This is a genomic window from Candidatus Doudnabacteria bacterium (genome assembly GCA_037200925.1).
Lineage (GTDB): Bacteria > Patescibacteriota > Doudnabacteria > UBA920 > O2-02-FULL-48-8 > JBDTSL01.
The window spans coordinates 163,093-187,577 of sequence record JBBCGO010000001.1; the positions used below are offsets into that span (position 1 = coordinate 163,093).

The following is a 24,485-nucleotide window of genomic DNA, read 5'->3' on the forward strand; positions in this document are numbered from 1 at the left end:
CTTATTCAATATTAAATGTTTTGTCAGTTCCGTAATAATCCTGCCAATGTTTGTTGTAGTAGTCAAACATCCGCGCCAGGCGCGCTTGATTCAGTTCTTGTAAGCCAAGCTCTTCGATAATTTCCCTTATCTTGGCTTTTGTCACGTCCGCTTTGGCTGCATCATCAATTACTGATTCGAATTCGGCCAGATAGCCGTAGCCTGCGTTTTTATCGACCGTAACACTCAATCCTTTATATTTATATTCTTCCCGCTCGCGCGACCATTTGGCCTGATATTCAAAACCGCAATCAACTAAAATCTGATCAAGCTCGTCAAGGGTCAAATATACTCCTGATTCAAATTCTTGCCGGGCCGTACCATTGCTTGAGGTCGTATCATCTATAGCTACTTTGATCACAAAGATGACTTTTCCGTCAGCTGAGCGCGTTCTTACGGAAAATTCTTTAAAGTCTTCTGCGTGAGCCAGCAGATCATCAAATTCTTGCTGTTTGTCAGCCATAAGATGCGGTTCCAATTTGCTGCGGAGCACCATAAGGTTGCCCTTTACGAAATAATGGTTGAGCTGGTTATGTTTGCCGGCAAAAAACAAGGCAGGATCGGACTGCTTCATTTTTTCAACAAGCGCCTGGGCCTGAAGTTTTCCGCCGACCAGGCTTTTAATTTCTATTTCATAATTTACCATGGAGATATTTTTTTACGATCGGATAAATTTTGTCGCTGACTTCCGCTGGGGTCAGTAATCTTCCGTCCACAAAGCTTTCAACCAATTTATAACCGAATTTTTTGGCGATATGGAGGTAGATGCTTTCTGCGATGATCAAATGCTTGGTATCTTTTTCGTGAATGTCCATGCGTTTGGCTCCTAAGTAATGCCTGGGCCCGCGCTGCCTGATCAGTTTCATGGATACTTTCGGCGGGAGATGCAAGATTATCTCCAGGTCAGGCTTCGGGATCTTCATGAAATTGTATTCAAAATCAGCAAGCCACTTGAAATATTTTTCACGCTGTATCGGACTTTTTATCTTGCCGCCCTGGTGGGCCATGTTTGCCGTGACATACCGGTTGGAGATTACAACGTACCCTTCCGACAAATGCTTTTTGATCCTTCGCGATGCGGCAAAACGGTCAACCGCGTAGAATATCGACGGGATATATGCACCCAGTTCTTCCGCAGAACCGTATTGCCCGGTCAGGTAATCTTCAACCGGTCCGGCAGATTTTTGACCATATTGCGGGAAATCTTCAATTTTGACCTTGACTCCGGTTTTTTCCAGGCGCTTGACCAAAAGTTTGGTCTGCGTGGCTTTGCCCGAGCCGTCCGTGCCGTCTATGACAATGAATTTGCCTTTTTTCATTAGATTTTTACTCCTGCTATTAAGCCGCGGTCCAATTGCAAATGCAGCCAGCCTGTTTTAAAACCTGCTTCATTCATCCAATGCATTTCGTCTTCCAAAGAGGCTGGATAGTCTTCTTTGGTGCTGATTTGCTCTTTATATTTATCAAAGGTCTTATTACTTTTCAATTTTGCCTGACGCTCCTGCCAGTTCCATGCGCCTTTGTAAATCTTGAACATCGGCTCCGCGTCAATCTTGAACCGGTCTAGAAGAAAATACATACCTCCCGGTTCCAATGCATCGGAGACAAATTTAAAAATCTGTTTCTTTTTTTCATGAGCAAGTTCATGCAGGACCTGGCAAGTGATTGCAAATTGGTACTTATTTTCCGGCAGAACCAGGGAATTTATCTCTTCCAGGTTATGTTTGATCATGGTCACCTGCGACAAAAAAGGTTCAAGGCGTTTTTTGGCTTTTTCGATCATTGCATCCGAAGAGTCAACGCCAACTATTTCCGCATGAGGGATTTTTTTCAGAATAAGGTCTTCGACCTGACCCGTGCCAAAGCCCAGATCTAAAATTTTATTACCTCTCTCGTAGTTATCAACAATTATTGAAGTCATCAGGTCCAGCTGGGCCAGGCGTGATGGATTTCCTTTGTGGGTGTCTGTATCCCAGTCCGTCGCAAATTCCTGATGGTGCCAATTATCTTTCATTATAGTCCTCCCAAAACGCTTCCGACTGTTTTATTCTGATGTTTATACTTGGAACTTTCACGGTCCGCGTATGCTTGAGAAACTTCAGAGCTGATCTGTTCAAAAAGAAGCTGGCAAATTCTCATCCGGGGATGAAGCACGATCGGCACCGTTCCGATATTAGTGATTTCTAAAACCAGATTTCCTTTAAAACCCGGGTCAACCTTTCCGGCGGTAGAATGAATGACCAACCCGAGTCTTCCTAATGAGGACTTCCCTTCTAATCTGCCGGACAGAGTGTTCGGCAATTCAATTTTTTCATAGGTCGACCCTAGTACGAAGTCTCTGGGCCGAATTACCAGCGTATCATTATCAGATATCGTGATTTGTTCTTCCAAACCTTCCGGGATCTTTTTATCTACGGCATCAATAAATGAATGCGAAGAACTTCTGTACAATATAAATTCATTTCCCAGCGTTAGATCAATAGACACTGTGCCAAGCACTTCTGCCAAGTTTGGCACCGGGTTTATTTTGATTTCTTGACTTTCCAGCTTAGCTTTTATGTCTTTGTCGGAGAGGATCATTGTCCAATAATTAATTCTTTTCTATTTTAGCATATTTTTGCCAAACAAAAAACGCGGCATAAAACCGCGTTTGGTTATCAAATTTTTACCTTAATGCCAGGCCCCATGGTGGCATGTACTGTCACTGCCATAATAAACTCTTTCTTCAGGCCGGCTGGTTTTGATTGATTTAAAGCGTCCATAAAAGTATTGAGATTCTCAACGATCTGCTCATCCGGAAAATTGCTTTTGCCCAGTATCATGTGAACATTGCCTGATTCGTCATTTTTAAATTCCGTTTTGCCGGTGGCGAATTCCTTGATCGCCTTGGCAATATCAGCGGCCACAGTTCCTGATTTCGGGTTCGGCATCAAGCCTCTTGGCCCCAAAAGTTTGGCAATCGCGGCCAATTTCGGCATCATGGCGGGCTCGGCCAAAGCGATGTCAAAATTCAACTGCTCCGTTTCCTTGATCTTTTTTATCAGCTCCTCGCCGCCAACAACAACTGCCCCGGCATCGGTTGCATCTTTTTCTTTGCCCGGCATGACGAAAGCGGCGATGCGCTTGGTCTTGCCCGTGCCGTGAGGCAATGTCACAGTGGCTCGCACAGTCTGGTCTGTTTTTTTCGGGTCGATCCCGAGCCGCACGTGGACTTCAATATTGCCGACAAACTTGGTGGTTGCGGTTTTTTTCGCCAAGGCCACGGCTTCGGCAATTGGATAAGACTTGGAAGCATCCACTTCCTTTAAAGCATTTTCTAATCTTTTGCCCATATATCTCCTTTGCGGTTCAAACGGCTTTTGGCCTTCCGCTTATTATTACTATTTAATCTCTACTCCCATTGATCGCGCGGTTCCTGCCACGATCTTTTCCGCGGCCTCAATAGTATTGGCATTGAGGTCAGGCATTTTTTGTTCGGCGATTGCGCGCAACTGAGCTTTGGAAATCTTGCCGACTTTATTTTTCAGCGGATTACCCGAGCCTTTTTCAATTCCGGCAGCTTTGGAAATCAGCGCCGATGCCGGAGGGGTTTTCAGAACAAAAGTATAAGTACGGTCCTCAAAGATCGTAATTTCCGCCGGGACCACGGTATCACCCATGGAGCCGGTGCGCTCATTGAACTCTTTGACGAATTGCCCCAGGTTCACGCCGTGAGGGCCCAGCGAAGTCCCCAATTGCTGGCCCGGAGTGGCTTTACCTGCAGGTAAGACGATCTTGATAATTGTTTTTACTTTCTTGGCCATTAGGTTTTCTCTCCATCAATGAATTTTTTAATATCCTGCACTGTGCCCATGAATTGGGCCGGGAAAATGATAGTGGAATTCTTCTCAACGCTGATCTCAGCCATGGTCTGTAAATTGCGCAACTGCAGAGCGATCGGATGGGCAGCCATGATGTCAGCAGTTTGGGCCAATTTTTCGGCGGCCAGCAGTTCCCCTTCGGCTGCGATGACTTTGGCCCGTTTTTCTCTTTCAGCCTCGGCTTGCTTGGCCATGGCCCGCTGCATATTTTCCGGCAGCTCAATATCCTTGATCTCAACAGTTGAAACGACCACACCCCATGGTTCAGTATGGCCGTCAAGCACGGTACGGATCTCGCCGTTGATGGAGTCGCGTTCGGAAAGTATCTCGTCCAGCTGGAACCTGCCGACTATATTACGAACAGTTGTTTGTGCGATCTGGTTGATGGCATTCATAACATTTTCAATTGCGATGATGCTCTTGATCGGGTCTGCCACGCGATAGTATGCCACCACCGAAACATCCACAGAGACATTATCTTTAGTGATTATCTTTTGCGGCTGAACCGGAAGAGTAATGGTCCTCAGGTCCACTTTTCTTACAATATCAATATATGGAATGACCCAATTCAAACCCGGCTGTTTGGTGCCGACAATTTTGCCCAAACGAAACACGACGCCGATCTGATATTGCTGGACAATGCGCAAACCCGGCAGGACCACAAAAATTATTATAAGTAAGATCCAATAAAAGATCATAAGTTCATAATTTCTTAATTTGCAAAAAATCCAATTCTATCGGGGTTTCCCGGCCGAAGATGGAGACCAAAACCTTGACTTTGCCTTTTTCGTCGTCGGTTTCGGAAACTTTGCCTTCGTAATCCTTGAACGGCCCGTCCATGATGCGCACCAGGTCATTGGCTTTCACATCGATCTTGTATTTCGGCTCCTCCACGCCCATGCGCTTCTGAAGCGAGGTAATTTCAGCGTCTGAGATCGGGGTCGGGACCGTGCCGGAACCCACGAAACCCGTGACATTGGGCGTATTCCGCACCACATACCAGGAATCATCGGTCACTATCATTTCTACAATAACATATCCCGGGAAAATTTTCTCCTCAACCGTCACGCGCTTGCCGTCCTTGATCTTGATCTTCTTTTCCTTCGGCACCAGGACATTGAAGATCTTATCCTCCATGCCCATGGATTCTATGCGCTGATTGAGGTTGAACGCCACACTATCCTCGTAACCGGAATACGTGTGGAGGACGTACCAATGTTTTTCACCTGTAACTTGCTGACGTGCCATTCTTATTTGCTGAGAATTAAAGTTATGAATGCGATGACAATAATAGCTGTTTCCAATTTAAATGAGATTAGTTTTGAATATTGTTTGACAAAATCCGTCCAGAAATCCCAAAACTTCCGGTCCACGAGAGGGATTTCCGGGTCCGGACTCAGCCCGAACCTTTTTTTACTGAAAGGATACAGCCACGCTATGCCGTCTGTGGTTATGGTGTCTATCACAAAATGCGACCATGTGCCGAGAATAAACGTAGTAGCTACGAGCCAAGTTTGAGGGAACAGGGCAAACCACGCCAGAAATACTGCCAGATACAGAAGCGGCGCATGGCTTACAAATTCATGGTGGTTGATCTTCTCATCCGCAATGAATTTACGTTTTTTGTAAAAAACATAGAAGAAATCCAGATCCGGAAAAAAACCAAAAAGTGCGCACAAGGCCAGATATTCCGGCTGGTTCAGCTGCGGGATCCAGATGGCGGCGACCTTGCCGGCCAGATAGCCGCCCGCAATATGTCCCGGTGGCAGCATGCTTATCTGTGGTTAACAATGTACTCAAACAACGCGGTCAGGCCGTAATCCACAGCCCCCAAAAATGCGGCGACTGCCAAAGAAAGCAAGACTACGGCAATCGTAATTCGGATGGTCTCTTTCCGCGATGGCCAGACCACTTTGGTCAGTTCCACGCGGGCTTCTTTAAGGAATTGGATAGGATTTGTCATTTTTGCCTTATTTAAAAGGCCTTTCAGGCCTTATGGATATTATAAAGTAGCTTACTTAAATTTGCAAACATCTAGAGTAGCCTAATCAATCTTTAAAGCGCAATCTATAAAATTAGGATCAACAGCATCAGCCACTCCCGCACCACAAGAACCAGAAGGTTCAACGCGGTAATTAAGATAAGCTCCGGTAACACCAGAGACGGTGGCAGGGTTAAGGTATAAATATCCGCCTGAACCTCTGTTTCCTTCCGGAGGATCCTGAGGCTTAAGCGGTAAACTTGGAGCCAAAAAAGCGTCCACAGTCGCATCTGCTGAATATCCGGACCAAGCGCCATCACAAGTCGCACTTACACAAACCCAAGTACCAGTGGTAGGCAACGGATTATTATCACTTAAGCTTAAATTAAATGCTTTTACCAAGAGCTCAATATCTGCCAGTCTTCTTGCGTTTCGAGCTTTTACGCGTGCATTGCCAAGATAAACCAATACAATGGTAGCCAAAAGACCGATGATCGCAATTACTACCAAAAGTTCAATTAAGGTAAATCCTTTTGTTTTTAAGCTAGGTTTCTCCGTCACTTTTTTATATTCAATTTTACCGGCCCAAAACTAATCAATTTTAATTTCACACCAAACATAATCTGAAGTAGAGGAAGAAACAAACCCCGAACCGCAAGAACCGGAAGGTTCGATCAAATATTGAAGAAAGGCTCCGGTTAATCCGGAAAAAGTAACTGGATTTATATATAAATATCCGCCATTGCCTCTAGTGCCTCCGACCGGATCTGAAGGCTTTAGGGTCAAGCTGGGTGCCAAAAAAGCATCTACCCCTGGATCTGCGGCAAATCCTGACCAGCCTTCGTAACACGTTGCGCTGACGCAGACGTTTGCCCCACCGGTGTCAGGCAGCGGACCGCCGTTATTTTGGCTTAAATTAAATGCCTTTTCCAATGTCTCAATATCCGCAAGCCTCCTTGCATTCCTCGCCTTTACGCGCGCATTGCCAAGAGCAACCAAAACAATTGTAGCCAAAAGACCGATGATCGCAATTACTACCAAAAGTTCAATTAAGGTAAATCCTTTGTTTGTTTTTGTTTTTCGCATAACTCTTTTTTTATATATCCAGATTTTTTACCATCTTGGCGTGAGTTTGAATAAAGTTCTTGCGCGGCGCCACTTCATCACCCATGAGCATTTCAAAGATCTTGCTTGCTTTCTCCGCGTCTCCCACATTGACCCTGAGCATGACGCGCCTTTGAGGGTCCATAGTGGTTTCCCAAAGCTGGCTCGGATTCATTTCTCCCAAACCTTTATAGCGCTGGACATTTGCACCTTTGATATTGACCGCTCCTTCGGCGCCTTCAGCTTCCGGCGCGGCAGCTTCTTCTTCTTTCTTTTGTTTGCCGGCTTTCTTTTCTTTGGCTTCTCGCAAGAATTTCTCAATTATCAGATCGCGTTCCTTTTCGGAAAAAGCATAGGCCGACGATTTACCGTGCTGGACCTTGAACAGCGGCGGTTGAGCGATGTACAGGTAGCCTCTGTTGATAATCTCGGGAAAATACCGGTAGAACAAAGTCAGAAGCAAGGTTCGTATATGGGCTCCGTCCACATCCGCATCCGCCATGATAATGATTCTATGATAGCGTATCTTTTCTATATCAAACTGATCGCCAACGCCAGCGCCCAGAGCTATGACCACGTTCTTGATCTGTTCTGAGGACAGCATCTTGTCCAACCGCGCCCTTTCCACATTCAAAATTTTACCGCGCAAAGGCAAGATAGCCTGAAACCGCCGGTCGCGGCCTTGCTTGGCGGAGCCGCCGGCTGAATCACCTTCCACAATGTATATTTCAGAAAGCGCCGGATCTGATTCCGAACAATCAGCAAGTTTACCGGGGAGAGCAAGCCCTTCCAAAACGCCTTTGCGGATAACAGCATCGCGCGCAGCTCTGGCCGCAAGCCTGGCTTTGGCGGCCAATAAAACTTTTTCCAAGATCTTGCCCGCGTCAGCCGGGTGTTCTTCCAGCCAAAATTCCAAGCCCTGTCCCACGACGTCTTCAACAATGCCGCGGACTTCTGCGTTGCCCAGTTTGGCCTTGGTTTGGCCTTCAAATTGCGGGTCCGGAAGTTTGACCGAAACTATGGCGGTCAATCCTTCGCGCATATCCTCGCCCGTAACTTTATCGGTTTCTTTGAAATAATTATTTTTTACTCCGTAGTTGTTCAGCGAGCGGGTCAGGGCCGAACGGAATCCGGTCAAATGCATGCCGCCCTCGGCAGTGTAAATGTTATTGGCAAATGTCAGCACGGTTTCGGTGAACTCGTCAGTATACTGAATAGCGCATTCCACCATGACATTATCAACCGTCTTGCTTACGAACATAGGCTGAGTTTTGACATTCTTGTTGCGGTTGATGTTCAGAATGTAGGAAACCAAGCCGCCTTCAAAATAAAATTGATATGAAAAACCCGAGCGCTCATCCCGGATGATCAGATGAACCCCGCGGGTCAGATACGCCTGCTGGCGGTAATGGTCCAAAACATATTTAATATCAAACTCCAGAACCGTGAACATTTCAGGATCCGGCTTGTAAGAGATCTTCGTCCCCTGTTGCCAAGGATCTTTGGAAGGCACTTTGCCGATCAATTTAACTTTGGTCGTCGGTTTGCCGCGTTTGTATTCCTGAACGTAAATATTTCCGTCACGCCGCACCTCAGCTTTGACCCATTCCGAAAGAGCATTGACCACTGACACGCCTACGCCATGCAAACCGCCGGAAACTTTGTACCCGGAAGCCTCGCCGCCGAATTTGCCGCCTGCGTGGAGAACGGTCAGAACTGTTTCGAGTGCGGATTTTTTCGTCTGCTTATGCACATCTACCGGAATTCCCCGGCCGTCATCCGTAACTGAAGCTGAGTTGTCTTTATGGATCACGATCTCGATTTTTTTCGCATGCCCAGCCATAGCTTCGTCAATGGCATTGTCCACGACTTCTTTCAGCAGATGATGAAAGCCTTCCTTGGCAGTATTGCCGATGTACATTCCGGGCCTTTTCCGGACAGGTTCAAGACCCTCAAGGACAGTGATCTGTTCAGAGGTATATGCTTTCTCTTTTTTTATATCTTTTTCGGGTGTTTTATCCTTTGCCATATGTATATATTATAGCATATAATAGGCCTTTTTAGAAGCGCTTTAATCCCTTATTTCAGCATGGAATTTGGATTTCAGTTCATTCAATATTTCTTTATGAATTTTGGTTACTTCCTCATCTTTCAGGGTTCGGTTATCGGCTTGGTAAACAATCCGGAAACCCAGGCTTTTTTTGCCGGGCGAAACATTTTTGCCCTGGTAAACATCAAACAAAGTTGCCGATTTTATCAGCTGCTTGTTTGATTTTAGGATCAGCTCTTTAATTTCTCCCCAAGGCAAGTCTTCGCGCACCAAGATCGCCGCATCCAACTCCTCTGCCGGATACTTGCTTGGAGGCACGAACTGCTTGGGTTTGATATGCTTGATCAATTTTTCAAAATTAAGTTCAGCCGCGGCCCATTTCAATTCCTCATTCACGGCACGGATCGGGCCCAATTTTTCGCCGTCGGCCGAAACTTCGCCCATCTCTTCGTCAACCTGCGCTATCGACATTTCTACTCCCAACCGCCCGAACAGCTCCCTGATGCTGCCGATCAGTTTGCCGGCCGGCTGCCGAGTTTTAGAAAAACAGATCAAGAACAAATTAGTATGTTCCTCCACGCTGCCGTTGGTCTTGCGATAAACATTCCCGATCTCGAACAGGCTTTCTTCGGAAACGTACCTGCCATTCTGCCCGATCAGCCGTTCGTAATTCATACCCAGACCCTGCCGCAAATACTGCTGATCCGAACTCATGGGGTTGGCGATCTCCACGGCCTGCTTGCGGTCGATGCCGTATTTATCAAAAATACTTTCAGGAACAAATGAATATGTATACGCTTCATTAAATCCCATACCCGTCAAAAGATCGGCAACACGTTCGTGCTCATCCACGATCTGATCGGTCATACCGGATGAATTCGGCAACGGAGCAAGAGCGTCAGGGATCTTATCCAAACCCTCGAATCGGACAATTTCTTCAGCCAGGTCCTCCCAGATCCGCACGTCAGGCCGCCAGAAGGGAACCGTAACTTGTAACGTGGAATGTGAAGCCTGTAACGCAAAGCCAAATCGCTTCAAGATCCTTTCCTGCTCACTGACGGAAATATCAGTGCCTAAAAGAGCGTTGACTTTTTTGGCATCAACTTTAACTGTAATCGGTTTTTCCTTTTTTATGCCGGCCTCGGCGTATTCCAGCGGTTTTGCGGATGCATATTTGACCAGCAACTCAACGGCATATTCAGCCGCAGCCATTGCCAAGCCCACCGGCAATGATTTTTCAAAACGGCTTGAAGCATCAGTGCGGAGCCCCAAATTTCTTGCAGTTCTTCTTATGGAGACGCTATTGAAATTGGCTGCTTCCAGAATAACTTCACCGGTAAAATCGATGACCGCACTTTCCGCGCCGCCCATAACGCCGGCGATGGCTAAGGGTTTTTTCGCATCCGCAATAACCAGCATATTGGTGGTCAATTTCCGTTCCACACCGTCAAGCGTTTTTAGGCTCTCATTAAGGTAAGCCTTACGGACATTGATCGGGCCGGTAACCATGGTTGCGTCAAAAGCATGCAAGGGCTGGCCTATTTCCAGCATGACATAGTTGGTAATATCCACCACGTTGTTTATCGGCCGCATTCCTGAAAGTTTCAACCGGTCTTGGATGAATTTCGGGGACTCTTTGATCTTTATATTTACCAAACGCACGCCGATATATTTACTGCAAAGAGCCGGGTCCGATATCCGAACTTTCAAGACTTTGGACGGTAAATTGGCCAGTTTTGATTTTTTATTCTTTATTTTATACTTGGCGCCGGTCAGAGCGCTGATCTCCCACGCCACGCCCCGATACGAAATAAGGTCCGGGCGGTTTGCCGGCACTGAAACGTCAAGCATCGGCTCGCTGGAACTATTTTTTATTGCAAACGGTTCTCCAAGCTTACTGCCGGAATCCAGGAGCAAAATCCCGCCGCCGTCTGCGCCCAGACCCAATTCTTTCGCCGAGCAGATCATGCCCTGCGACTCAACCCCGCGGATAATTGCTTTTGACAGCGTAAAAGGCTTTCCGTCCGGATCATGCTGATCATGGGGAATGATACCGCCCGGCAAGGCCAAAGGAACTGTAGCGCCAACATCAAAATTCCATGCGCCGCAAACCACCGGCCCGAACGTATTCCTGCCGTCAGTTAAAGTGATTATCCGCAAACGGTCCGCATTCGGATGTTTTTCTATTTTTGTTACTTTGGCGACTATGATCCCTGAAAATACTTTTTGATCTGCATCCGCTTCCGTTTCAAACGCATGCAATGACAAAAACTCAGCCAGTTTATCAGGCGATAATCTAATATCAACTAATTCTTTAAGCCATGAGTAGGCAAACTTCATTTAGTGAGCACGAAGCTGGAGAGCAGATGAATAAATATTGGATCGTTCACGTCGGTGGAAAGCGTCGTACCTTGTCGGGCACTGATTTCATAAACTTTTCCCGAACTGTAAACGTAACTGGCCAAGCCGCTTCTCAGCGTATACGCTGTTTGGCCGTTAATCAGTATTTTTGTGTAATTGTTCAAGCTTGGATCCTCGCTTAATCCACTAGAATTCTCGATCCATGCTTCAATTGAAGTTTGGGTAACATTTAGATAAACCCTGACCACATATGTAACAGTGCTGTTTGCAAAAGTGACAGCATCAATATTAGGGGAAGCGCTTGAGGGGTATTGGATCGATTGAGCGGGAAGAAGCGTTAAACTTTGGGCCGGATACTCGAACGTATATCCGATCGAAGAATTGGTATATGTCTTCCAGGCAGTCGTTTGAGCGGGACTCTGCGTTGATAACGTTGTGATGGTCGGCTCATGCAGGCTGTATTTAGCTGTATCGCTGGCGATCTGCTGGTTGCGGACGTCGGTAAATTTCAGGCCGGGTGTCAGCGGATCATATCCGCTATTGATCTGAAATCCGTCTGTCCAATCGTTTTGCGCTACGATGTCCCGCCTATCCGTATATTTCAACGTCGGCTCTGTCTTGTAAATATTGACCTCGTCGCCGTCAGCCAGCCCATCCGAGTCGCTGTCGGCGGTTACAGGATTGGTGCCTGCCACAAATTCATTGTAATTGCTCAGCCCATCATTGTCAGGATCCGCATCATCGCCGCAAACGGTTTGATTATCGCAGACCTCTTTATTGAAGTACTGATTCAGCCAGACCTTGGGTAATTTAGTGGTAACAGCCGTAACTACAGGCGCGGCGGTCTTTTTTGCGCCCAGCAGGAAGTAGGCAAGCAATCCCAAAACTATCAGCACGACAATCCCAACAACTATGTAAATCCACTTGCTCCGAAAGAAAGACGGTTCAGATTCTTCAGGCATAAGATTAGGCGAACCATATTCCGGCGGCGGCGGGACGGAGGGCACTGAAGCCGGCCTTGACGGCAAGGGCGAAGGGGCAATAGAAGATCTGACGGGAGCCGGAACGGGCGGCTGAACAGCCGGATCAAAGCGCCCTTCCTGCGGCATGACCTGAAAGGAAAGATCGGATGGTTCGACCGGCAAATTAGCTGGAGTTGGTTTTTGAGGGTCCATATTTATTTTTTAATTTTAATTAATTATTAATATTATTTTAAAACTGATTTAAAAAACGAACATCATTCTGGTAAAACATCCGGATGTCGGGAATGTTGTATTTCAGCATAGCAATTCTCAATGTTCCTAATCCAAAAGCAAATCCGCTATATTTGTCTTTTGGGTAGCCAGCATATTTAAACACTTTAGGGTGGACCATCCCAGAACCCAAAACTTCAAGCCAGCCGGATTGACTGCAAATTGAACAGCCTTTTTGGTTGCAAAAAATACAACTCATCAAAACCTCAATACTCGGTTCAGTGAAAGGAAAATATGACGGACGGAACTGGACTTTAATCCGATCGCCAAATAAGGACTTAAATAATCGCGTTAATGTGCCTTTCAAATCTGCTACGCTAATTTTTTCTCCAACAACCAAGCCTTCAACCTGATAAAAAGTATGTTCGTGCCGGGCGTCAGTTGCCTCATTGCGGAAAGTCCTACCGGGTATTATAACAGAAAAAGGCGGTTTGCGGTTTTCCATGATGCGCGCCTGCATCGGGCTGGTATGGGTGCGCAACAGCAATTTACTGTCCTTTAAATAGAAAGTATCAAACATATCCCGTGCAGGATGGTCACTCGGAATATTCAACGCTTCAAAATTATAATAATCGGTTTCGATCTCGTCACCCAACATCACGCCGAATCCCATAGACTTAAAAATATTCACAATCTCTCGTTGAGTCTGGGTGATCGGATGCAAATGGCCCAAGGACGGCTTCTCGCCGTCAATTGTCAGGTCAATAAACTCCTTCTTGCCGGAATTCTTAATGCTGCGGCGCTTTTGATCGATCAGGCGCCAGATCTCGATCTTAACTTCGTTGGCATCTTTGCCTAAAGATTTGCGCTGACGCTCATCAAGGTTTTTTAAGGAACGCAAAATATTCGTAAGTTTGCCCTGTTTCCTTCCAAAATACTTAACAACCAGCTCATCAAGACCGGCCAGATCTTTTACCGGCCCGAGCTCCTGGATCGCCTGGTCGTGAAGTTGCTTAAGACTTTCTATCATTTTTAGTCAATAAATAAGATTCCAAAAAAACCAGCGTTAGGACAAGCAATCCGCCGGAAAGCCAGCTGAATAAACCGCGGCTTAGCAGAAAAAGAGAAAGCACTAAAAGTATCGTAAACCACAATCCCTGCCTGGCGGCTTGCGTCAAATAGCGGTTCAGCAGTTCCCTTTGGCCGAGGCTCCTTCGGAGGAAGAATCCGGCTAGCGTTATTAAGGAAAAAATAAAACCCGCGAACAAAAAATAAAACAGAATTATATTGCCTGTCCGGTCGGGTCCCAGAGATCTTATCAGTACTATGAGCCCCGTTCCAAAACCCAGGCCGGCAATAATTAAGCCCAAAATAGATAGTTTGATTTTCTGCAATTTTTTATGTCCGAGTAAGTTTAATTATGCCAGTTTTAGCAATTTAATGCAAAACTACCCCTCCAAATGCCTAAATTTACGTTCGCGCCTTATGGCGCTCACCTTGGGCAGCGCCGGAAGCTACCGCACTCGCTTCCGTCGACGCTCGACGCAGGCTTAGGCCTCGTCTCGCTTCTGCCCGTGTAAATTCAGGCCACAATATTACTCTCCAAATGCCTAAATTTACACTCATGCGACTTTTCCATGTCTTTTTCCATAAAACCGTCGGTTTTTATGGTTTCCACGATCTCTTCAATTGATTCCAACAGCTTTACTTTAAGTTTTTCAATATCTTCTTTCGTTCCAAGGAATTTCAAGGGATCATCCAGCGCTTTAAAATACCAATAACTTAAGCTGTTGATCTTCTCCTTGAATCCTTCTTCGGCAGCCCATTGATAGATCAGAAGCTGGTCGCGGTCGACCTGTTCAAGTTTAACCCTGGGTTCGCCGGTTTTATAATCAATGATATCGATCGAACCGTCAGAATTCGCGTCAGCGCGGTCAATGCGGCCTTTGAACTTATATTCCCCCAGTTTCAGCCGGAACGATTGTTCCAAATATTTTGGGAGCTTTGGGTCATTACAGAATTTTTCGTAAAATTTATCAAGATATTTAAGGCCATCGGCGCGGTAGGCCTGCTTGTTGATCTTATCCGGATACCAATCATCCACCCAGGATTCGCTGTAAAACCTGACCAATGTTTCTTTTTTGGGTATCTGAATGCCGGTCTGTTTCTGGCCGAACAGGTCCTGCTGAGAAAAAGTGTTCAACTGAACAACATGCGTTAAAAACTTTTTGAGAGTATTGTGCATGGTTTGGCCGAACGACAACGCTGCCGCACCGGGCAAAGGCAATTTGTAAATATATTTATATTTGTATTCAAGCGGGCATTTTTTAAATGTGGAGATCTGCGAAAAATCAAATGTTTCCGGAACCTGAACCTGATATTCCGGTTTGAGGATCGGCAAGGCAGGCTGTTTTATAAAAAATACTTCCCCTGAGGGCTTGGATCTTTCAAACGGCTTCTCCAGGCCCAGTTCCACCAAGAATGAAGAAGGCTTTTTCTGAGCCGTTCCTCCATAATCGTCAGCCCATGTCAAAAATAAATATTGCTTTGCACGCGTGGCGCCCACATACAGCAGCCGGCGCTCCTCCATCAAGTGAGCATCCCCCTCGGGCAGGATCTCCTTTACCAAGGAATCCGGAAGTTCAATCTGCTCTTTGCGGTCTCTGGAAGGGAATCTTTGATCCACCATGTTAACAATAAATACGCAGCCGAACTCCAAACCCTTGGCTGAGTGGATGGTCATGACCTTCACGGCCTCAGGGCCCATCTCAGGCGATGCCGACAGAGTACCCTGATCGCCTGCTTCAATTTCCAGATCCAGATCAAGCAAAAACGCTTTCAAATTCTTCTGGTCGCTTTCACTTTCAAAATCCTGGACTTTGCGGTAGAACTGCTGCAGTAGGCCGCGGTTCTCCACGTTTTCGATTGTGTCATTCATCAGGTTGTCCCTAATTCCTAAATCTACAATAACTTCATACAAAAGCTGAGTAACAGGAGTTTCGGATATCTGCCGGCAATGCTTGTCCATCAGCCTGAGCAGCTCCGAGATTTTTGGGTTGAGCTTCAATTCCTGAAGCACTTCATAAACAGACAAGGCCTTTTTGTGGGCAGTATGCGAAATATCAATTAATGCATTATGGTCAAGCTTAAATTTAGGCAAAGTCAAAACCCGGAACATCAGATCATTCTTGTGATAGTTGTCCAGCAAGCGAAGATAGGCCAAAAGATCAAGGATCAGAGATTTTTTATACAAACCCCTGCTGGCCACAAAAATATACGGAATGCCCCTGCGCGAAAGCTCCAGCAAAAACGGTTCAGCATGGTCATTGGCGCGGACCAAGATCGCAAACTCGTTAAACCCCACTCCTTGAGACTCGTTAAGCTCCGCAATTTTATCCGCTACGGTTTTTGCCTCATCGTGTCCGGTCAGAGCATGAATAACGCTGATGCTTGCCGTCTCCGGCTTATGCGAGGTCAATTTTTTTGAGATCTTCAGTTTGGCCTCAAGCCGCTCGGGATTGTTTTGCTGGATGAACTTATACGACAGGTCCAGGATCTGCTGGCTGGAACGGTAGTTATCGGTCAGAGTGACTTCGGCGGCACCAGGAAAATCCTCCTGGAACTTCAAAATATTCGACACGGAAGCGCCGCGAAATTTGTAGATCGACTGGTCGTCATCCCCGACCATGGTGATATTATTTTGCGGCAAGGCCAGAAGCTTGATCAGCTCATATTGGGCCAGATCAGTATCCTGAAATTCGTCCAGCAAGATGTATTTATATTTATCCTGGTATGATTTCAAAACCTTTTGTCTGGCCCGGAACAATTTTAGAGTGTAACTGATCAGGTCGCCAAAATCCAGATAGCTGTTATCAAGCAAAAGTTTCTGGTATTTGTGATAAGCATTTGCCACTTCGGCAATTCTTGAAACTTCCGCAGGGTCTGCCTGCAGATCATCTTTGATGATTTTCTTTTTCCGCGCCTTTTTAGTTATCTCCACATTATCCAAGTTCATCTGCAGGCTTTGAGCGTACGCAAGATATTCTTCAGGCGAAATCTCTTCGCGTTTAGCTCTGTCAAAGTGCTTGAGCAGGGCATAAATAAATTTGTTCGGGTTGCCTTTGGGCAGATAATAATCCAGGTCAAAGTCATAAATATGCTGCTTGACGAGCATCCAGGCTTTGACATCAGTCAGAATTTTAAAATCACCCGGCAATCCTATATCCAAGGCATGCTGCAGCAGGATCTTTTGCGCAAACGCATGAAAAGTTGAAATTGTAATTTCGGAATAGCCCAAAGGCATGAGCAGATCCACTCGCTCCTCCATTTCGTTCGCTGCTTTTTCCGTGAAAGTCAGGGCCAGAATTTCATCCGGTTTTGCCAGGCCTTGCTCGATCAGCCAAACGATACGGCGGGTCAAAACCGTGGTTTTGCCAGTTCCCGCTCCGGCAATAATTAATAATGGACCATCGCCAAAAGTCACGGCTTTTTCCTGCTGCTCGTTCAAGCCTTCTAAAACTTGGGATTTTTCTTTCAAATTCGCTTTCATATGGATGATTATAACATTTTTGGCAAAAGAAAAAGGATCGGTATAAACCCAATCCTGTTTTAGTATTTTGGTATCTTTTCAGTTCATTTTAGGCTGGCGCACGAGCTTGCCGTTGACGGGTACGAATTCGGCCATCGTTTGGGCGATGGCCGCATCATAGGCCGCCGTGTGCTCAAAAGCCTTGCGCATCATCTCGAACCGGAATTCCAAGCGCACACCACCGGGCAGATCGCTTTCAAACAAGAACCTCGGATAATCCAACGGATCGACCAGAACCACGACATCGCGGGAGTTTTTGGCCGCCGCGCGTAAGAGCGTGGGACCGCCGATGTCGATATTCTCAATGAGATCGTCGTATCCGGCGTCAGGCTTGGCCGCCGTCTGCAAAAACGGGTAGAGGTTCACCACGACCAGGTCGATCGCCCCCATGTTGAGCTTTTCTTCCAGCTGTTTCATGTCCTGGGGATTATCGCGGCGGGCCAGAATGCCGCCTGCGATCTTGGGATGGATCGTTTTTACCCGTCCACCCAGCATTTCAGGCACGCCAGTGATGGATTCGATCTTGACCACCGGCACTTTCGCAACAGCCAGTGCTTCCTTGGTCCCGCCGGTGGAGATGATCATCCATTCTCTGGCCGTCAGCGCCCGGCCAAGCTCCGGCACTCCGGTCTTGTCCGAAACGCTGATGAGCGCGCGTCGCACTGATCCTCCCATAGCTCCTCCTTGCAAAGTTGAATGTATACTAACATCTTTGGCCAAAATAAAAAACAGCCGAAGCTGTTCTTTATTTGAGTTCCTGGTGCGCCTGGCAGGAATCGAACCGGCAGCCTTCTCCTTCGGAGGGAGACGCTCTATCCATTGAGCTACAGGCGCTCGTCAAAATGAATATTCTTGTACGCGCTTTGATTTTGTAAACTATCTTTTACCTCTGTTATTCCTTATCGGCATCAGGTACTTGCGCGGGTCAGTATCCAGGTCCAAATAACTGTCCACAAGGTCCCGCATCTTGGTTGAAGTGCTTTTGCCGAACGAGACCAATTCCACTCTTTGACCCAAAACCTGTAAGTATTCCAGAAGCGGAATAAAGTCGCCGTCGCCGGAAGCCAAAACCACCACATCCAGTTTCGGGTTCATTTTAATGATATCCATGACTATCCCGACATCCCAGTCGCCTTTTTTCGCTCCGCCGTAAAAACTCTGCAGGTCTTTCAGCCTGACCTCAAACCCGGCTTTTTCCAGAGCATCAAAAAATTTCTGCTCCTCAGGCATATCGGCCTTGATGCCGTATGCGATCGCTTTGACCAAGGGCCGTTCGCCCACTGCGTCCCTTAAAATATTGGTAAAATTCACCCGCGCGTTATAAACATTTCGCGCCGTATAATAAAGATTCTGCACATCCACAAACACTCCAACTCTCTGCTCGGCTTTCATTTATTTTGAGTTAATTATTTATAAAAGTTTATCCATGCTTGCTTGGGGCAATTCTTCCGTCTTTGTATCTAACTGCAGATTGGAAGCGTTCGTAATCTGGTTTTTCAACTTAGCATAGCTGTCAGTCACGGTGCCCATGGTATTATTGGTGTTTTTCACATGATTGGCAAGCGTGTCCAGGGTCCTATTAAATTTATCGCTCTCCTGCTTGATGCCGTTGATCATGGCCAAAACCTGCTGGGCTGCCTTGCTGATCTGCTGGCCTTTCAGCGACAAAAGGATGGCCCGCAAATTTATGTTCAAAGTATTCGGGCCCACGATCACGACTTTTTTGCCTCGCGCATAAGCCTGGGCATCCATATCTTCCGCCACCTCCATATATACTCCCTCGCTCGGAATGAACATAAAAGCATAGTCCAAAGTGCCTTCCTGGGGCAGGATGTATTTTTTATGAATTTCATCAATGCGCCTTTTTACATCTTTCAGGAATGATTTTTTCAGGCTATCCGCCGCTTCGTCTGTCTTGGCCTCTTTGTAAAGCCTATAATTCTCCATGGAAAACTTGCTGTCGATCGGGATGAGAATATCCCCGACCACCAGGGCTGCGTCCACGACATCGCCGTTCTTGAACCGATACTGGAATTTGCACAGTTCTTTCGGGAAAACATCGGTCAGAAGATTTTCCAAAATTTCTTCGCCAAAGTTGCCGCGCAGCTTGGGCGAAGTTAAAGTTTCCGTCAACCTGCGGATGTCCGGCCCTATCTGCGACACTCCGCCCAGTTCCTTGGTCAGCTGGGCGATCACTCGGCCCGCATTATCCAGCCGTTCATTGATCGCTTTGTTCGTTTCATCAATGCTTTTTTGCATGCCGACGCGGGTCGTTTCGGTTCCCTGCTTTATTTCCTTCATCCATTCCATCATGACCTTCAGCGAGTCGTCCTCTTTCTTTATTTCGTCTTTTTTCCGGAATTGCAAATATGCCAGGAAGGCAAATCCGGCAATAACCACGATTAGAAGTAAATTTGATTGGTTCATAAAACTATTTCCTGCGCCTCCGAATTAATAAGTTCAACGATTTTCGCGGCTACATCCTCGGGTTGATCCACCGAAGGCATGCCGCCGGGGCGCTTGGTGAAATCAGGTCTTTGGCCTACGGAATTGGCGCCAAAATCCGTCGCAGTCATTTTCGGCAGAATCGCGCTGACAATAATTTTATCCTCCGCCAGTTCGGCGCGGGCGGTGAAAGTCAGGGCATTCAGCGCGTGTTTGGTGGAGGCATATGCTGAAAGACCGGGAATAAACATTCGTGAGAGGCCGGAGCTGACATTTACAATCATCCCGCCGCCTTGCTTGCGCATCAGCGGTATCACAGCCTGCATCATTTCGACTACCGCAAAAATATTTAATTCCATGACCTGCCGGAAGTCATCTACATTGATGTTTTCTAAATTACCGTAAATCCCCTGTCCCGCGTTATTAATCAAAATATCAACCCGGCCAAATTTCTCGATTGTTTTTGCCGCTAAGTTTTTAATGTCCTTGAGTTTGCGCAAATCCGAAGGTACTGCCAAAGAACCAGACAGTTCCGCCTGGAGTTTCTGAAGTTTATCTGCAGAACGAGCCGCCAGAACAACTTTGGCTCCTGCCTGGCTTAGGATCTTTGCCGTGGCCAAACCGATCCCTTGCGAAGCACCCGTAATAATAATGACTTTGTCTTTTATTTGCATGGGCTAATTATACTTGATTTTGTGAACTAAGAGTAGTATAATCACAAAGCTACAGGATTTCGATTTTCGAGGTGACATAGGAAATCCGAACCTGTTTTTGTTTTAATAACGACGCGGGGTAGAGAAATGGCATCTCGCAAGGCTCATAACCTTGAGATTGTGGGTTCGAGTCCCACCCCCGCAACCAAAAAATAGAATACATAGGTTATAATATTTACGGAATAACTGAGTCGCAGGCCGAAGGCGATAACGGCTGGGTAGCTCAATCGGTAGAGCGTGGGACTCATAAGCCCGAGGTAGTGGGTTCGAAACCCACCCCAGCCACCATGGGTCCGTGGTGTAGCCCGGTTAACACGTCCCCCTGTCACGGGGAAGATCGAGGGTTCAAATCCCTTCGGACCCGCCACAAAGAGCATCTCATTTATTTTGAGGTGTTTTTTGTTCAATATTCTGCTCGTACGAGCAGAAAGTGGGACAAAAATCATTTCAAATAGGCGCGAAGTTCCTTCTCATTCTTTATTTTGCCTAAGACAATTTGGATTTTTACATCTTCAATTTTTTGTCCAACCTCAATACCGGGCTTAAGCTTGGTGTATTTCATGATCAAACCTCCCCGAGCCAGCTTATCTATTATTGCTTGCTTGCTTGCGACAAGACCAAAAAGTTTCTTACCAATTGTATAAGCTGACGAAACTTGATTCAAAAGCTTGCCTCTGATCGAACGCGTATTTGCCAGAGAGTCTACCCGCCACAATTCCAAAAGCAACTCAATGTTCGGAACCATCAAATATTTAAGCTGCTGACTCTCATTCCAACTTTTAAACGGGGATCTGTCATCGTGATGCTTAATAAGCCAGCTGGTCAAATTCGCTTGTTTGCTTGGAAACCTGAATTTCAACGCAAATTTATCAAAAATTTCTTTAGATAAATCAATATGCCCGATAAAAGAAAACCTTGTTTCATTATCTTTAAACACTTTCGTCGGCTTGATGATTTTTCCCGTATCATGGAATAGCGTTGCGTAAATAAGCTCGGTCGGGCTATTGTCCGGCAAGAGCTCCAATGCTCTATTCGTATGCGTAAGCACATCTCCTTCCAAATGATGGAGCTTGGATCTGTGCTGAACAGTTTTCAGTTTTTCAAATTGCGGGATAATAAATCTCAGCAACCCGCTTTTATCCAACAATCTCAGCCCTTCGACTCGGTTCTCTGAAAGCAAAATTTTATCCAATTCCGCTTTTACCCGCTCACCCGATATTTCCTGGATATATTTAGCCCGCGTTTTGACCGCGGCGAACGAATTTTTTTCCAGTTTGAAGCCAAGCTGAGTTGCCAATCTGACCCCACGAAGCATGCGCAAAGCATCTTCGTCAATGCGTTTCTTGGGATCACCCACAAATCGCAATATTTTGCCTTTCAAATCCTTCAATCCGTTTGCCGGATCATAAAGCTCTTTTTTGACCGGGTCAAAATATAAAGCATTGATGGTAAAATCCCGCCTTTTTGCATCATCCAAATATTCCCGGATAAATTGCACCTGGTCAGGGTGGCGTTTATCGGAATACCGCCCTTCGGAGCGGAATGTTGTGATCTCAATAGGAAACGAGTCAACAATTGCTAAAATCGAACCGAATTGTTTGCCGACAGGTTTAGTTTTTATGCCTGTCGCTTGAAGCGTTTTTTCGATCTCATCCGGCAGAGCGTCAGTGGCAATATCAACATTATCACTTTCGCGCTTCAGCATAATATTGCGGACAATTCCTCCAACCCAAAAGGCCTGAAAGTTGTTTGCGTGGAGGAACTTTACAACTTTCAGGCCTGCTTTATCTAATTCATTTCTTAATTTGAAACTGATTTTCATTATTCTTTCAGTACTCCTGATTCCAGATTCTGATGCGTATGCGTGCGGTGCTTTCTGGCCACGCGCAGGCGCGCGCTGTTTTTTGAGAGCTCGGCCGCTGCTCCCGCAAATGCTGTTTCATCTCTAACGGTTTTCTGCATCAATTTTTTGGCCGCTTCTCTTGCCTGTTCCGCTCTTTGAATATCTATTTCCGGGCCAAACTCCGCAGTGTCAGCCAAAACCACGACCTCGTTGCCGTTCTTGACCTCTATCACGCCCCCGGAGACCACGAAAAAATTCTCTTTGCCCCCGGATCTGTATCGGATCTCGCCTGCGGCCAAATTCGCCACCAAAGGAATATGATGAGGCAGGATCGTGATCTCTCCCATGGTTGTAGGCAAAGTTAAAGACTCAACCTCGGTTTCCAGCATGATGCGCTCTGGTGTGGCTATTTTGAATTTCATAGAATTTTTCTGTCATTCCCGCGAAAGCGGGGATCCAGTTATTAAGCCTAATATCTGGATCCCGGATCATGTCCGGGATGACATGCTTCGCATGTCATCTTAAACTTCATCAATTGAACCTTTCATATAGAATGAGCCGTCTTCTTTGGCATCGTGTTTGCCGTCAAGAATTTCGCGGAAGCTTCGGATCGTGTCTTTCAGAGGCACGTATTTTCCCGATCTGCCGGTGAATGTTTCGGCTACGAAGAACGGCTGGGATAAAAATTGCTGGATCTTGCGCGCGCGATTGACCGTAAGTTTATCGTCATCAGACAGTTCTTCTATACCCAAAATGGCAATGATGTCCTGCAGATCCTTATACTTCTGCAGAACTTTTTGCACACCGCGGGCAACATCATAGTGCTCTTTGCCGACAATGTTCGGGTCAAGCACGGTTGAAGTTGAATCCAGCGGATCCACAGCCGGGTAAATTCCGATCTCGGTCAGGGCGCGGGACAGCTGTACAGTGGAATCCAGATGGCCGAAAGTTGTGGCGGGAGCCGGGTCGGTCACGTCATCAGCCGGCACGTACACCGCCTGGATAGAGGTGATGGAGCCGTCGGTCGTGGAAGTGATGCGCTCCTGCAAAGCGCCCATGTCAGTGGCCAAGGTCGGCTGATATCCTACAGCCGAAGGAATACGGCCAAGCAGAGTGGATACTTCGGAGCCTGCTTGGGTAAAGCGAAAAATATTGTCTATGAACAAAAGCACATCCTGTTTTTCCACGTCGCGGAAATATTCCGCCATGGTAACGCCGGTTAGGCCTACGCGCGCGCGAATGCCCGGCGGTTCGTTCATCTGGCCGAAGACCAGGGAAGTTTTCGCCAAGACACCCGACTCCTTCATCTCATAATAAAGATCGTTTCCTTCGCGCGACCGTTCGCCGACGCCGGCGAAAACCGAAACGCCGCCGTGCTCCGCCGCAATGTTCCGGATAAGCTCGGTGATAATGACTGTTTTGCCGACCCCTGCGCCTCCGAATAAGCCGACTTTGCCTCCCTTAACTATCGGCGCGATCAGGTCAATAACTTTGATCCCGGTTTCCAAAAGCTCGGCTTTTGTGGATTGTTTGGCAAATTCCGGAGCCTGTCTGTGGATCGGATAATTGGTTTTGCTTTTTATGGCTTCCTTGCCGTCGATCGGCTCGCCAAGCGCGTTGAACATGCGGCCCAACGTCTCCTTGCCGACCCCGACAGTGATCGGCGCGCCCGTGTCCGTGACTTCCAGATTTCTTTGCAGCCCGTCGGTTGCGCCCATGGCGATCGTCCGGACCTGGCCGGCTCCAATGTGCTGCGCGACTTCCAGAACCAAAGTCTTATTTTCATTTAGAACTGTTAATGCATTGCGAATAGCCGGCAGGTCGCGCTCAAACTGCACATCCACAACCGCGCCCGTAACTTGTGTAACTTTTCCTTTTGACACTTGATTCCTTTCAGATTAATTTTATCATATATTGCCATGAAACAAATTGCGGATGAACGACGTTTCAATAATATGGCAAGCGCAGCCAAAGCACAATTTCATGGAGGTTCCTATGGCCAGTAAAGCCCCCGCCGGCCCCCTCGATAATTTCTGCCGGAAGTTGGCGGCGGCAGAAGGAAGCAAATCCACTCCCGAGAAATACCGTCAGGCTCTCGACGATATATTCGACGCTGCGGGACGCGATCCGCAGATCGAATTGGTGGTCATGCTCCGCAAAGGAAATGATGTCACTCTTCTGGGGGTAAAAAAGGGTGAGGTAATCGCCAACGACAGCAGCGAATTCAGGAAGATCCTTCGGCCGATCCTTACCCGGCTCATCGACGAGACCTTCTGACCTTAGGGCGCGGTTCGATTTTGGCTTTCAA

Annotated in this window: 25 protein-coding genes and 4 tRNA genes; 4 read left to right on the top strand and 25 right to left on the bottom strand. The window is 46.9% G+C overall.

The features are described 5' to 3' along the window. Position 1 precedes the first annotated feature (1 nt). From WDN47_00935 to WDN47_01040, 22 genes are all read right to left on the bottom strand, one after another. Positions 2-685 (bottom strand): CYTH domain-containing protein, encoded by a 684-nt coding sequence (locus tag WDN47_00935; GenBank protein MEJ0021130.1) that lies wholly within the window; start codon positions 683-685, stop codon positions 2-4. Then, positions 672-1,358, bottom strand: a complete 687-nt coding sequence (locus WDN47_00940; protein MEJ0021131.1) for a deoxynucleoside kinase — start codon at positions 1,356-1,358, stop codon at positions 672-674. Before WDN47_00940 ends, WDN47_00935 begins: the two co-directional genes overlap by 14 nt. Beyond that, positions 1,358-2,053, bottom strand: a complete 696-nt coding sequence (locus tag WDN47_00945; protein ID MEJ0021132.1) for a class I SAM-dependent methyltransferase — start codon at positions 2,051-2,053, stop codon at positions 1,358-1,360. Before WDN47_00945 ends, WDN47_00940 begins: the two co-directional genes overlap by 1 nt. Continuing rightward, positions 2,053-2,619 (bottom strand): dCTP deaminase, encoded by a 567-nt coding sequence (dcd, locus tag WDN47_00950; GenBank protein MEJ0021133.1) that lies wholly within the window; start codon positions 2,617-2,619, stop codon positions 2,053-2,055. The genes WDN47_00945 and dcd overlap by 1 nt, the downstream gene beginning before the upstream one ends. A gap of 77 nt (positions 2,620-2,696) precedes the next feature. Further along, positions 2,697-3,371, bottom strand: a complete 675-nt coding sequence (gene rplA, locus WDN47_00955) for a 50S ribosomal protein L1 (protein MEJ0021134.1) — start codon at positions 3,369-3,371, stop codon at positions 2,697-2,699. A gap of 48 nt (positions 3,372-3,419) precedes the next feature. Beyond that, on the bottom strand, positions 3,420-3,842 hold the full coding sequence (gene rplK / locus WDN47_00960; GenBank protein MEJ0021135.1) for a 50S ribosomal protein L11: 423 nt from the start codon (positions 3,840-3,842) through the stop codon (positions 3,420-3,422). Beyond that, positions 3,842-4,597 (bottom strand): slipin family protein, encoded by a 756-nt coding sequence (locus WDN47_00965; GenBank protein MEJ0021136.1) that lies wholly within the window; start codon positions 4,595-4,597, stop codon positions 3,842-3,844. The genes rplK and WDN47_00965 overlap by 1 nt, the downstream gene beginning before the upstream one ends. A 4-nt stretch (positions 4,598-4,601) precedes the next feature. Beyond that, entirely contained in the window at positions 4,602-5,147 is a 546-nt protein-coding gene (gene nusG / locus WDN47_00970) for a transcription termination/antitermination protein NusG (GenBank protein MEJ0021137.1), read from the bottom strand. A 2-nt stretch (positions 5,148-5,149) separates the two neighbouring features. Then, entirely contained in the window at positions 5,150-5,671 is a 522-nt protein-coding gene (locus WDN47_00975; GenBank protein MEJ0021138.1) for a metal-dependent hydrolase, read from the bottom strand. A 2-nt stretch (positions 5,672-5,673) separates the two neighbouring features. After that, complete coding sequence (secE, locus tag WDN47_00980) at positions 5,674-5,862, bottom strand: preprotein translocase subunit SecE (protein MEJ0021139.1); 189 nt, start codon at positions 5,860-5,862, stop codon at positions 5,674-5,676. A gap of 81 nt (positions 5,863-5,943) precedes the next feature. Beyond that, entirely contained in the window at positions 5,944-6,441 is a 498-nt protein-coding gene (locus WDN47_00985; protein MEJ0021140.1) for a prepilin-type N-terminal cleavage/methylation domain-containing protein, read from the bottom strand. A gap of 30 nt (positions 6,442-6,471) precedes the next feature. Continuing rightward, the gene (locus WDN47_00990) at positions 6,472-6,966 is read right to left on the bottom strand and encodes a type II secretion system protein (protein MEJ0021141.1); all 495 of its coding nucleotides are present in this window, start codon (positions 6,964-6,966) and stop codon (positions 6,472-6,474) included. A gap of 10 nt (positions 6,967-6,976) precedes the next feature. After that, a complete protein-coding gene (gene gyrB / locus WDN47_00995) occupies positions 6,977-9,013 on the bottom strand; it encodes a DNA topoisomerase (ATP-hydrolyzing) subunit B (protein ID MEJ0021142.1) in 2,037 nt (678 codons plus the stop codon). Positions 9,014-9,055: 42 nt separating this feature from the next. Continuing rightward, positions 9,056-11,374: a phenylalanine--tRNA ligase subunit beta gene (gene pheT, locus WDN47_01000; GenBank protein MEJ0021143.1), complete on the bottom strand. Its 2,319-nt coding sequence runs from the start codon at positions 11,372-11,374 to the stop codon at positions 9,056-9,058. After that, positions 11,371-12,570 carry a hypothetical protein gene (locus WDN47_01005; protein MEJ0021144.1) on the bottom strand — a complete coding sequence of 400 codons (1,200 nt, stop codon included), beginning with the start codon at positions 12,568-12,570 and terminating at the stop codon, positions 11,371-11,373. Before WDN47_01005 ends, pheT begins: the two co-directional genes overlap by 4 nt. Before the next feature lie 37 nt (positions 12,571-12,607). Beyond that, positions 12,608-13,618, bottom strand: coding sequence for a phenylalanine--tRNA ligase subunit alpha (pheS, locus tag WDN47_01010; GenBank protein MEJ0021145.1), 1,011 nt, complete (start codon positions 13,616-13,618; stop codon positions 12,608-12,610). Between the two features lie 552 nt (positions 13,619-14,170). After that, positions 14,171-17,137, bottom strand: a complete 2,967-nt coding sequence (locus tag WDN47_01015; GenBank protein MEJ0021146.1) for an ATP-dependent DNA helicase — start codon at positions 17,135-17,137, stop codon at positions 14,171-14,173. 78 nt (positions 17,138-17,215) lie between these two features. Then, entirely contained in the window at positions 17,216-17,851 is a 636-nt protein-coding gene (locus WDN47_01020; protein MEJ0021147.1) for an IMP cyclohydrolase, read from the bottom strand. Positions 17,852-17,934: 83 nt separating this feature from the next. Then, a tRNA-Arg gene (locus tag WDN47_01025) sits at positions 17,935-18,010 on the bottom strand. 42 nt (positions 18,011-18,052) lie between these two features. Further along, complete coding sequence (locus WDN47_01030) at positions 18,053-18,568, bottom strand: NYN domain-containing protein (GenBank protein ID MEJ0021148.1); 516 nt, start codon at positions 18,566-18,568, stop codon at positions 18,053-18,055. 18 nt (positions 18,569-18,586) lie between these two features. Beyond that, on the bottom strand, positions 18,587-19,603 hold the full coding sequence (locus tag WDN47_01035) for a DNA recombination protein RmuC (GenBank protein ID MEJ0021149.1): 1,017 nt from the start codon (positions 19,601-19,603) through the stop codon (positions 18,587-18,589). Continuing rightward, entirely contained in the window at positions 19,600-20,295 is a 696-nt protein-coding gene (locus WDN47_01040; GenBank protein MEJ0021150.1) for an SDR family oxidoreductase, read from the bottom strand. The genes WDN47_01035 and WDN47_01040 overlap by 4 nt, the downstream gene beginning before the upstream one ends. A 112-nt stretch (positions 20,296-20,407) precedes the next feature. Here WDN47_01040 and WDN47_01045 point away from each other — a divergent pair. The 3 genes from WDN47_01045 to WDN47_01055 all read left to right on the top strand — a co-directional run bounded on the left by WDN47_01045 (position 20,408) and on the right by WDN47_01055 (position 20,701). Next, positions 20,408-20,482: transfer RNA gene (locus tag WDN47_01045), tRNA-Met, on the top strand. Between the two features lie 64 nt (positions 20,483-20,546). Next, positions 20,547-20,622, top strand: a tRNA-Met gene (locus WDN47_01050). Between the two features lies 1 nt (position 20,623). Then, a tRNA-Asp gene (locus WDN47_01055) sits at positions 20,624-20,701 on the top strand. A gap of 75 nt (positions 20,702-20,776) precedes the next feature. Here the strand turns inward: WDN47_01055 and WDN47_01060 are convergent. From WDN47_01060 to atpD, 3 genes are all read right to left on the bottom strand, one after another. After that, a complete protein-coding gene (locus tag WDN47_01060; protein MEJ0021151.1) occupies positions 20,777-22,156 on the bottom strand; it encodes a CCA tRNA nucleotidyltransferase in 1,380 nt (459 codons plus the stop codon). Continuing rightward, positions 22,156-22,599 (bottom strand): ATP synthase F1 subunit epsilon, encoded by a 444-nt coding sequence (atpC, locus tag WDN47_01065; protein MEJ0021152.1) that lies wholly within the window; start codon positions 22,597-22,599, stop codon positions 22,156-22,158. Before atpC ends, WDN47_01060 begins: the two co-directional genes overlap by 1 nt. 99 nt (positions 22,600-22,698) lie before the next feature. Then, positions 22,699-24,060, bottom strand: a complete 1,362-nt coding sequence (atpD, locus tag WDN47_01070) for a F0F1 ATP synthase subunit beta (protein MEJ0021153.1) — start codon at positions 24,058-24,060, stop codon at positions 22,699-22,701. Positions 24,061-24,172: 112 nt separating this feature from the next. Between atpD and WDN47_01075 the strand changes: the two genes are divergently transcribed. Beyond that, positions 24,173-24,454, top strand: coding sequence for a hypothetical protein (locus tag WDN47_01075; protein ID MEJ0021154.1), 282 nt, complete (start codon positions 24,173-24,175; stop codon positions 24,452-24,454). Positions 24,455-24,485 lie beyond the last annotated feature (31 nt).

What these genes read in the sequence shown, in the direction of transcription:
- WDN47_01035 (MEJ0021149.1), bottom strand. Translation starts at nt 19,603, where the DNA reads ATGAACCAATCAAATTTACTTCTAATCGTGGTTATTGCCGGATTTGCC.
- gyrB (MEJ0021142.1), bottom strand. Translation starts at nt 9,013, where the DNA reads ATGGCAAAGGATAAAACACCCGAAAAAGATATAAAAAAAGAGAAAGCA.
- WDN47_00940 (MEJ0021131.1), bottom strand. Translation starts at nt 1,358, where the DNA reads ATGAAAAAAGGCAAATTCATTGTCATAGACGGCACGGACGGCTCGGGC.
- pheT (MEJ0021143.1), bottom strand. Translation starts at nt 11,374, where the DNA reads ATGAAGTTTGCCTACTCATGGCTTAAAGAATTAGTTGATATTAGATTA.
- WDN47_01015 (MEJ0021146.1), bottom strand. Translation starts at nt 17,137, where the DNA reads ATGAAAGCGAATTTGAAAGAAAAATCCCAAGTTTTAGAAGGCTTGAAC.
- atpC (MEJ0021152.1), bottom strand. Translation starts at nt 22,599, where the DNA reads ATGAAATTCAAAATAGCCACACCAGAGCGCATCATGCTGGAAACCGAG.
- WDN47_01005 (MEJ0021144.1), bottom strand. Translation starts at nt 12,570, where the DNA reads ATGGACCCTCAAAAACCAACTCCAGCTAATTTGCCGGTCGAACCATCC.
- secE (MEJ0021139.1), bottom strand. Translation starts at nt 5,862, where the DNA reads ATGACAAATCCTATCCAATTCCTTAAAGAAGCCCGCGTGGAACTGACC.
- rplA (MEJ0021134.1), bottom strand. Translation starts at nt 3,371, where the DNA reads ATGGGCAAAAGATTAGAAAATGCTTTAAAGGAAGTGGATGCTTCCAAG.
- WDN47_00965 (MEJ0021136.1), bottom strand. Translation starts at nt 4,597, where the DNA reads ATGATCTTTTATTGGATCTTACTTATAATAATTTTTGTGGTCCTGCCG.
- WDN47_00945 (MEJ0021132.1), bottom strand. Translation starts at nt 2,053, where the DNA reads ATGAAAGATAATTGGCACCATCAGGAATTTGCGACGGACTGGGATACA.
- WDN47_00975 (MEJ0021138.1), bottom strand. Translation starts at nt 5,671, where the DNA reads ATGCTGCCACCGGGACATATTGCGGGCGGCTATCTGGCCGGCAAGGTC.
- WDN47_01020 (MEJ0021147.1), bottom strand. Translation starts at nt 17,851, where the DNA reads ATGGGAGGATCAGTGCGACGCGCGCTCATCAGCGTTTCGGACAAGACC.
- pheS (MEJ0021145.1), bottom strand. Translation starts at nt 13,618, where the DNA reads ATGATAGAAAGTCTTAAGCAACTTCACGACCAGGCGATCCAGGAGCTC.
- WDN47_01075 (MEJ0021154.1), top strand. Translation starts at nt 24,173, where the DNA reads ATGGCCAGTAAAGCCCCCGCCGGCCCCCTCGATAATTTCTGCCGGAAG.
- WDN47_01060 (MEJ0021151.1), bottom strand. Translation starts at nt 22,156, where the DNA reads ATGAAAATCAGTTTCAAATTAAGAAATGAATTAGATAAAGCAGGCCTG.
- dcd (MEJ0021133.1), bottom strand. Translation starts at nt 2,619, where the DNA reads ATGATCCTCTCCGACAAAGACATAAAAGCTAAGCTGGAAAGTCAAGAA.
- WDN47_00990 (MEJ0021141.1), bottom strand. Translation starts at nt 6,966, where the DNA reads ATGCGAAAAACAAAAACAAACAAAGGATTTACCTTAATTGAACTTTTG.
- WDN47_01030 (MEJ0021148.1), bottom strand. Translation starts at nt 18,568, where the DNA reads ATGAAAGCCGAGCAGAGAGTTGGAGTGTTTGTGGATGTGCAGAATCTT.
- WDN47_01040 (MEJ0021150.1), bottom strand. Translation starts at nt 20,295, where the DNA reads ATGCAAATAAAAGACAAAGTCATTATTATTACGGGTGCTTCGCAAGGG.
- WDN47_00935 (MEJ0021130.1), bottom strand. Translation starts at nt 685, where the DNA reads ATGGTAAATTATGAAATAGAAATTAAAAGCCTGGTCGGCGGAAAACTT.
- nusG (MEJ0021137.1), bottom strand. Translation starts at nt 5,147, where the DNA reads ATGGCACGTCAGCAAGTTACAGGTGAAAAACATTGGTACGTCCTCCAC.
- rplK (MEJ0021135.1), bottom strand. Translation starts at nt 3,842, where the DNA reads ATGGCCAAGAAAGTAAAAACAATTATCAAGATCGTCTTACCTGCAGGT.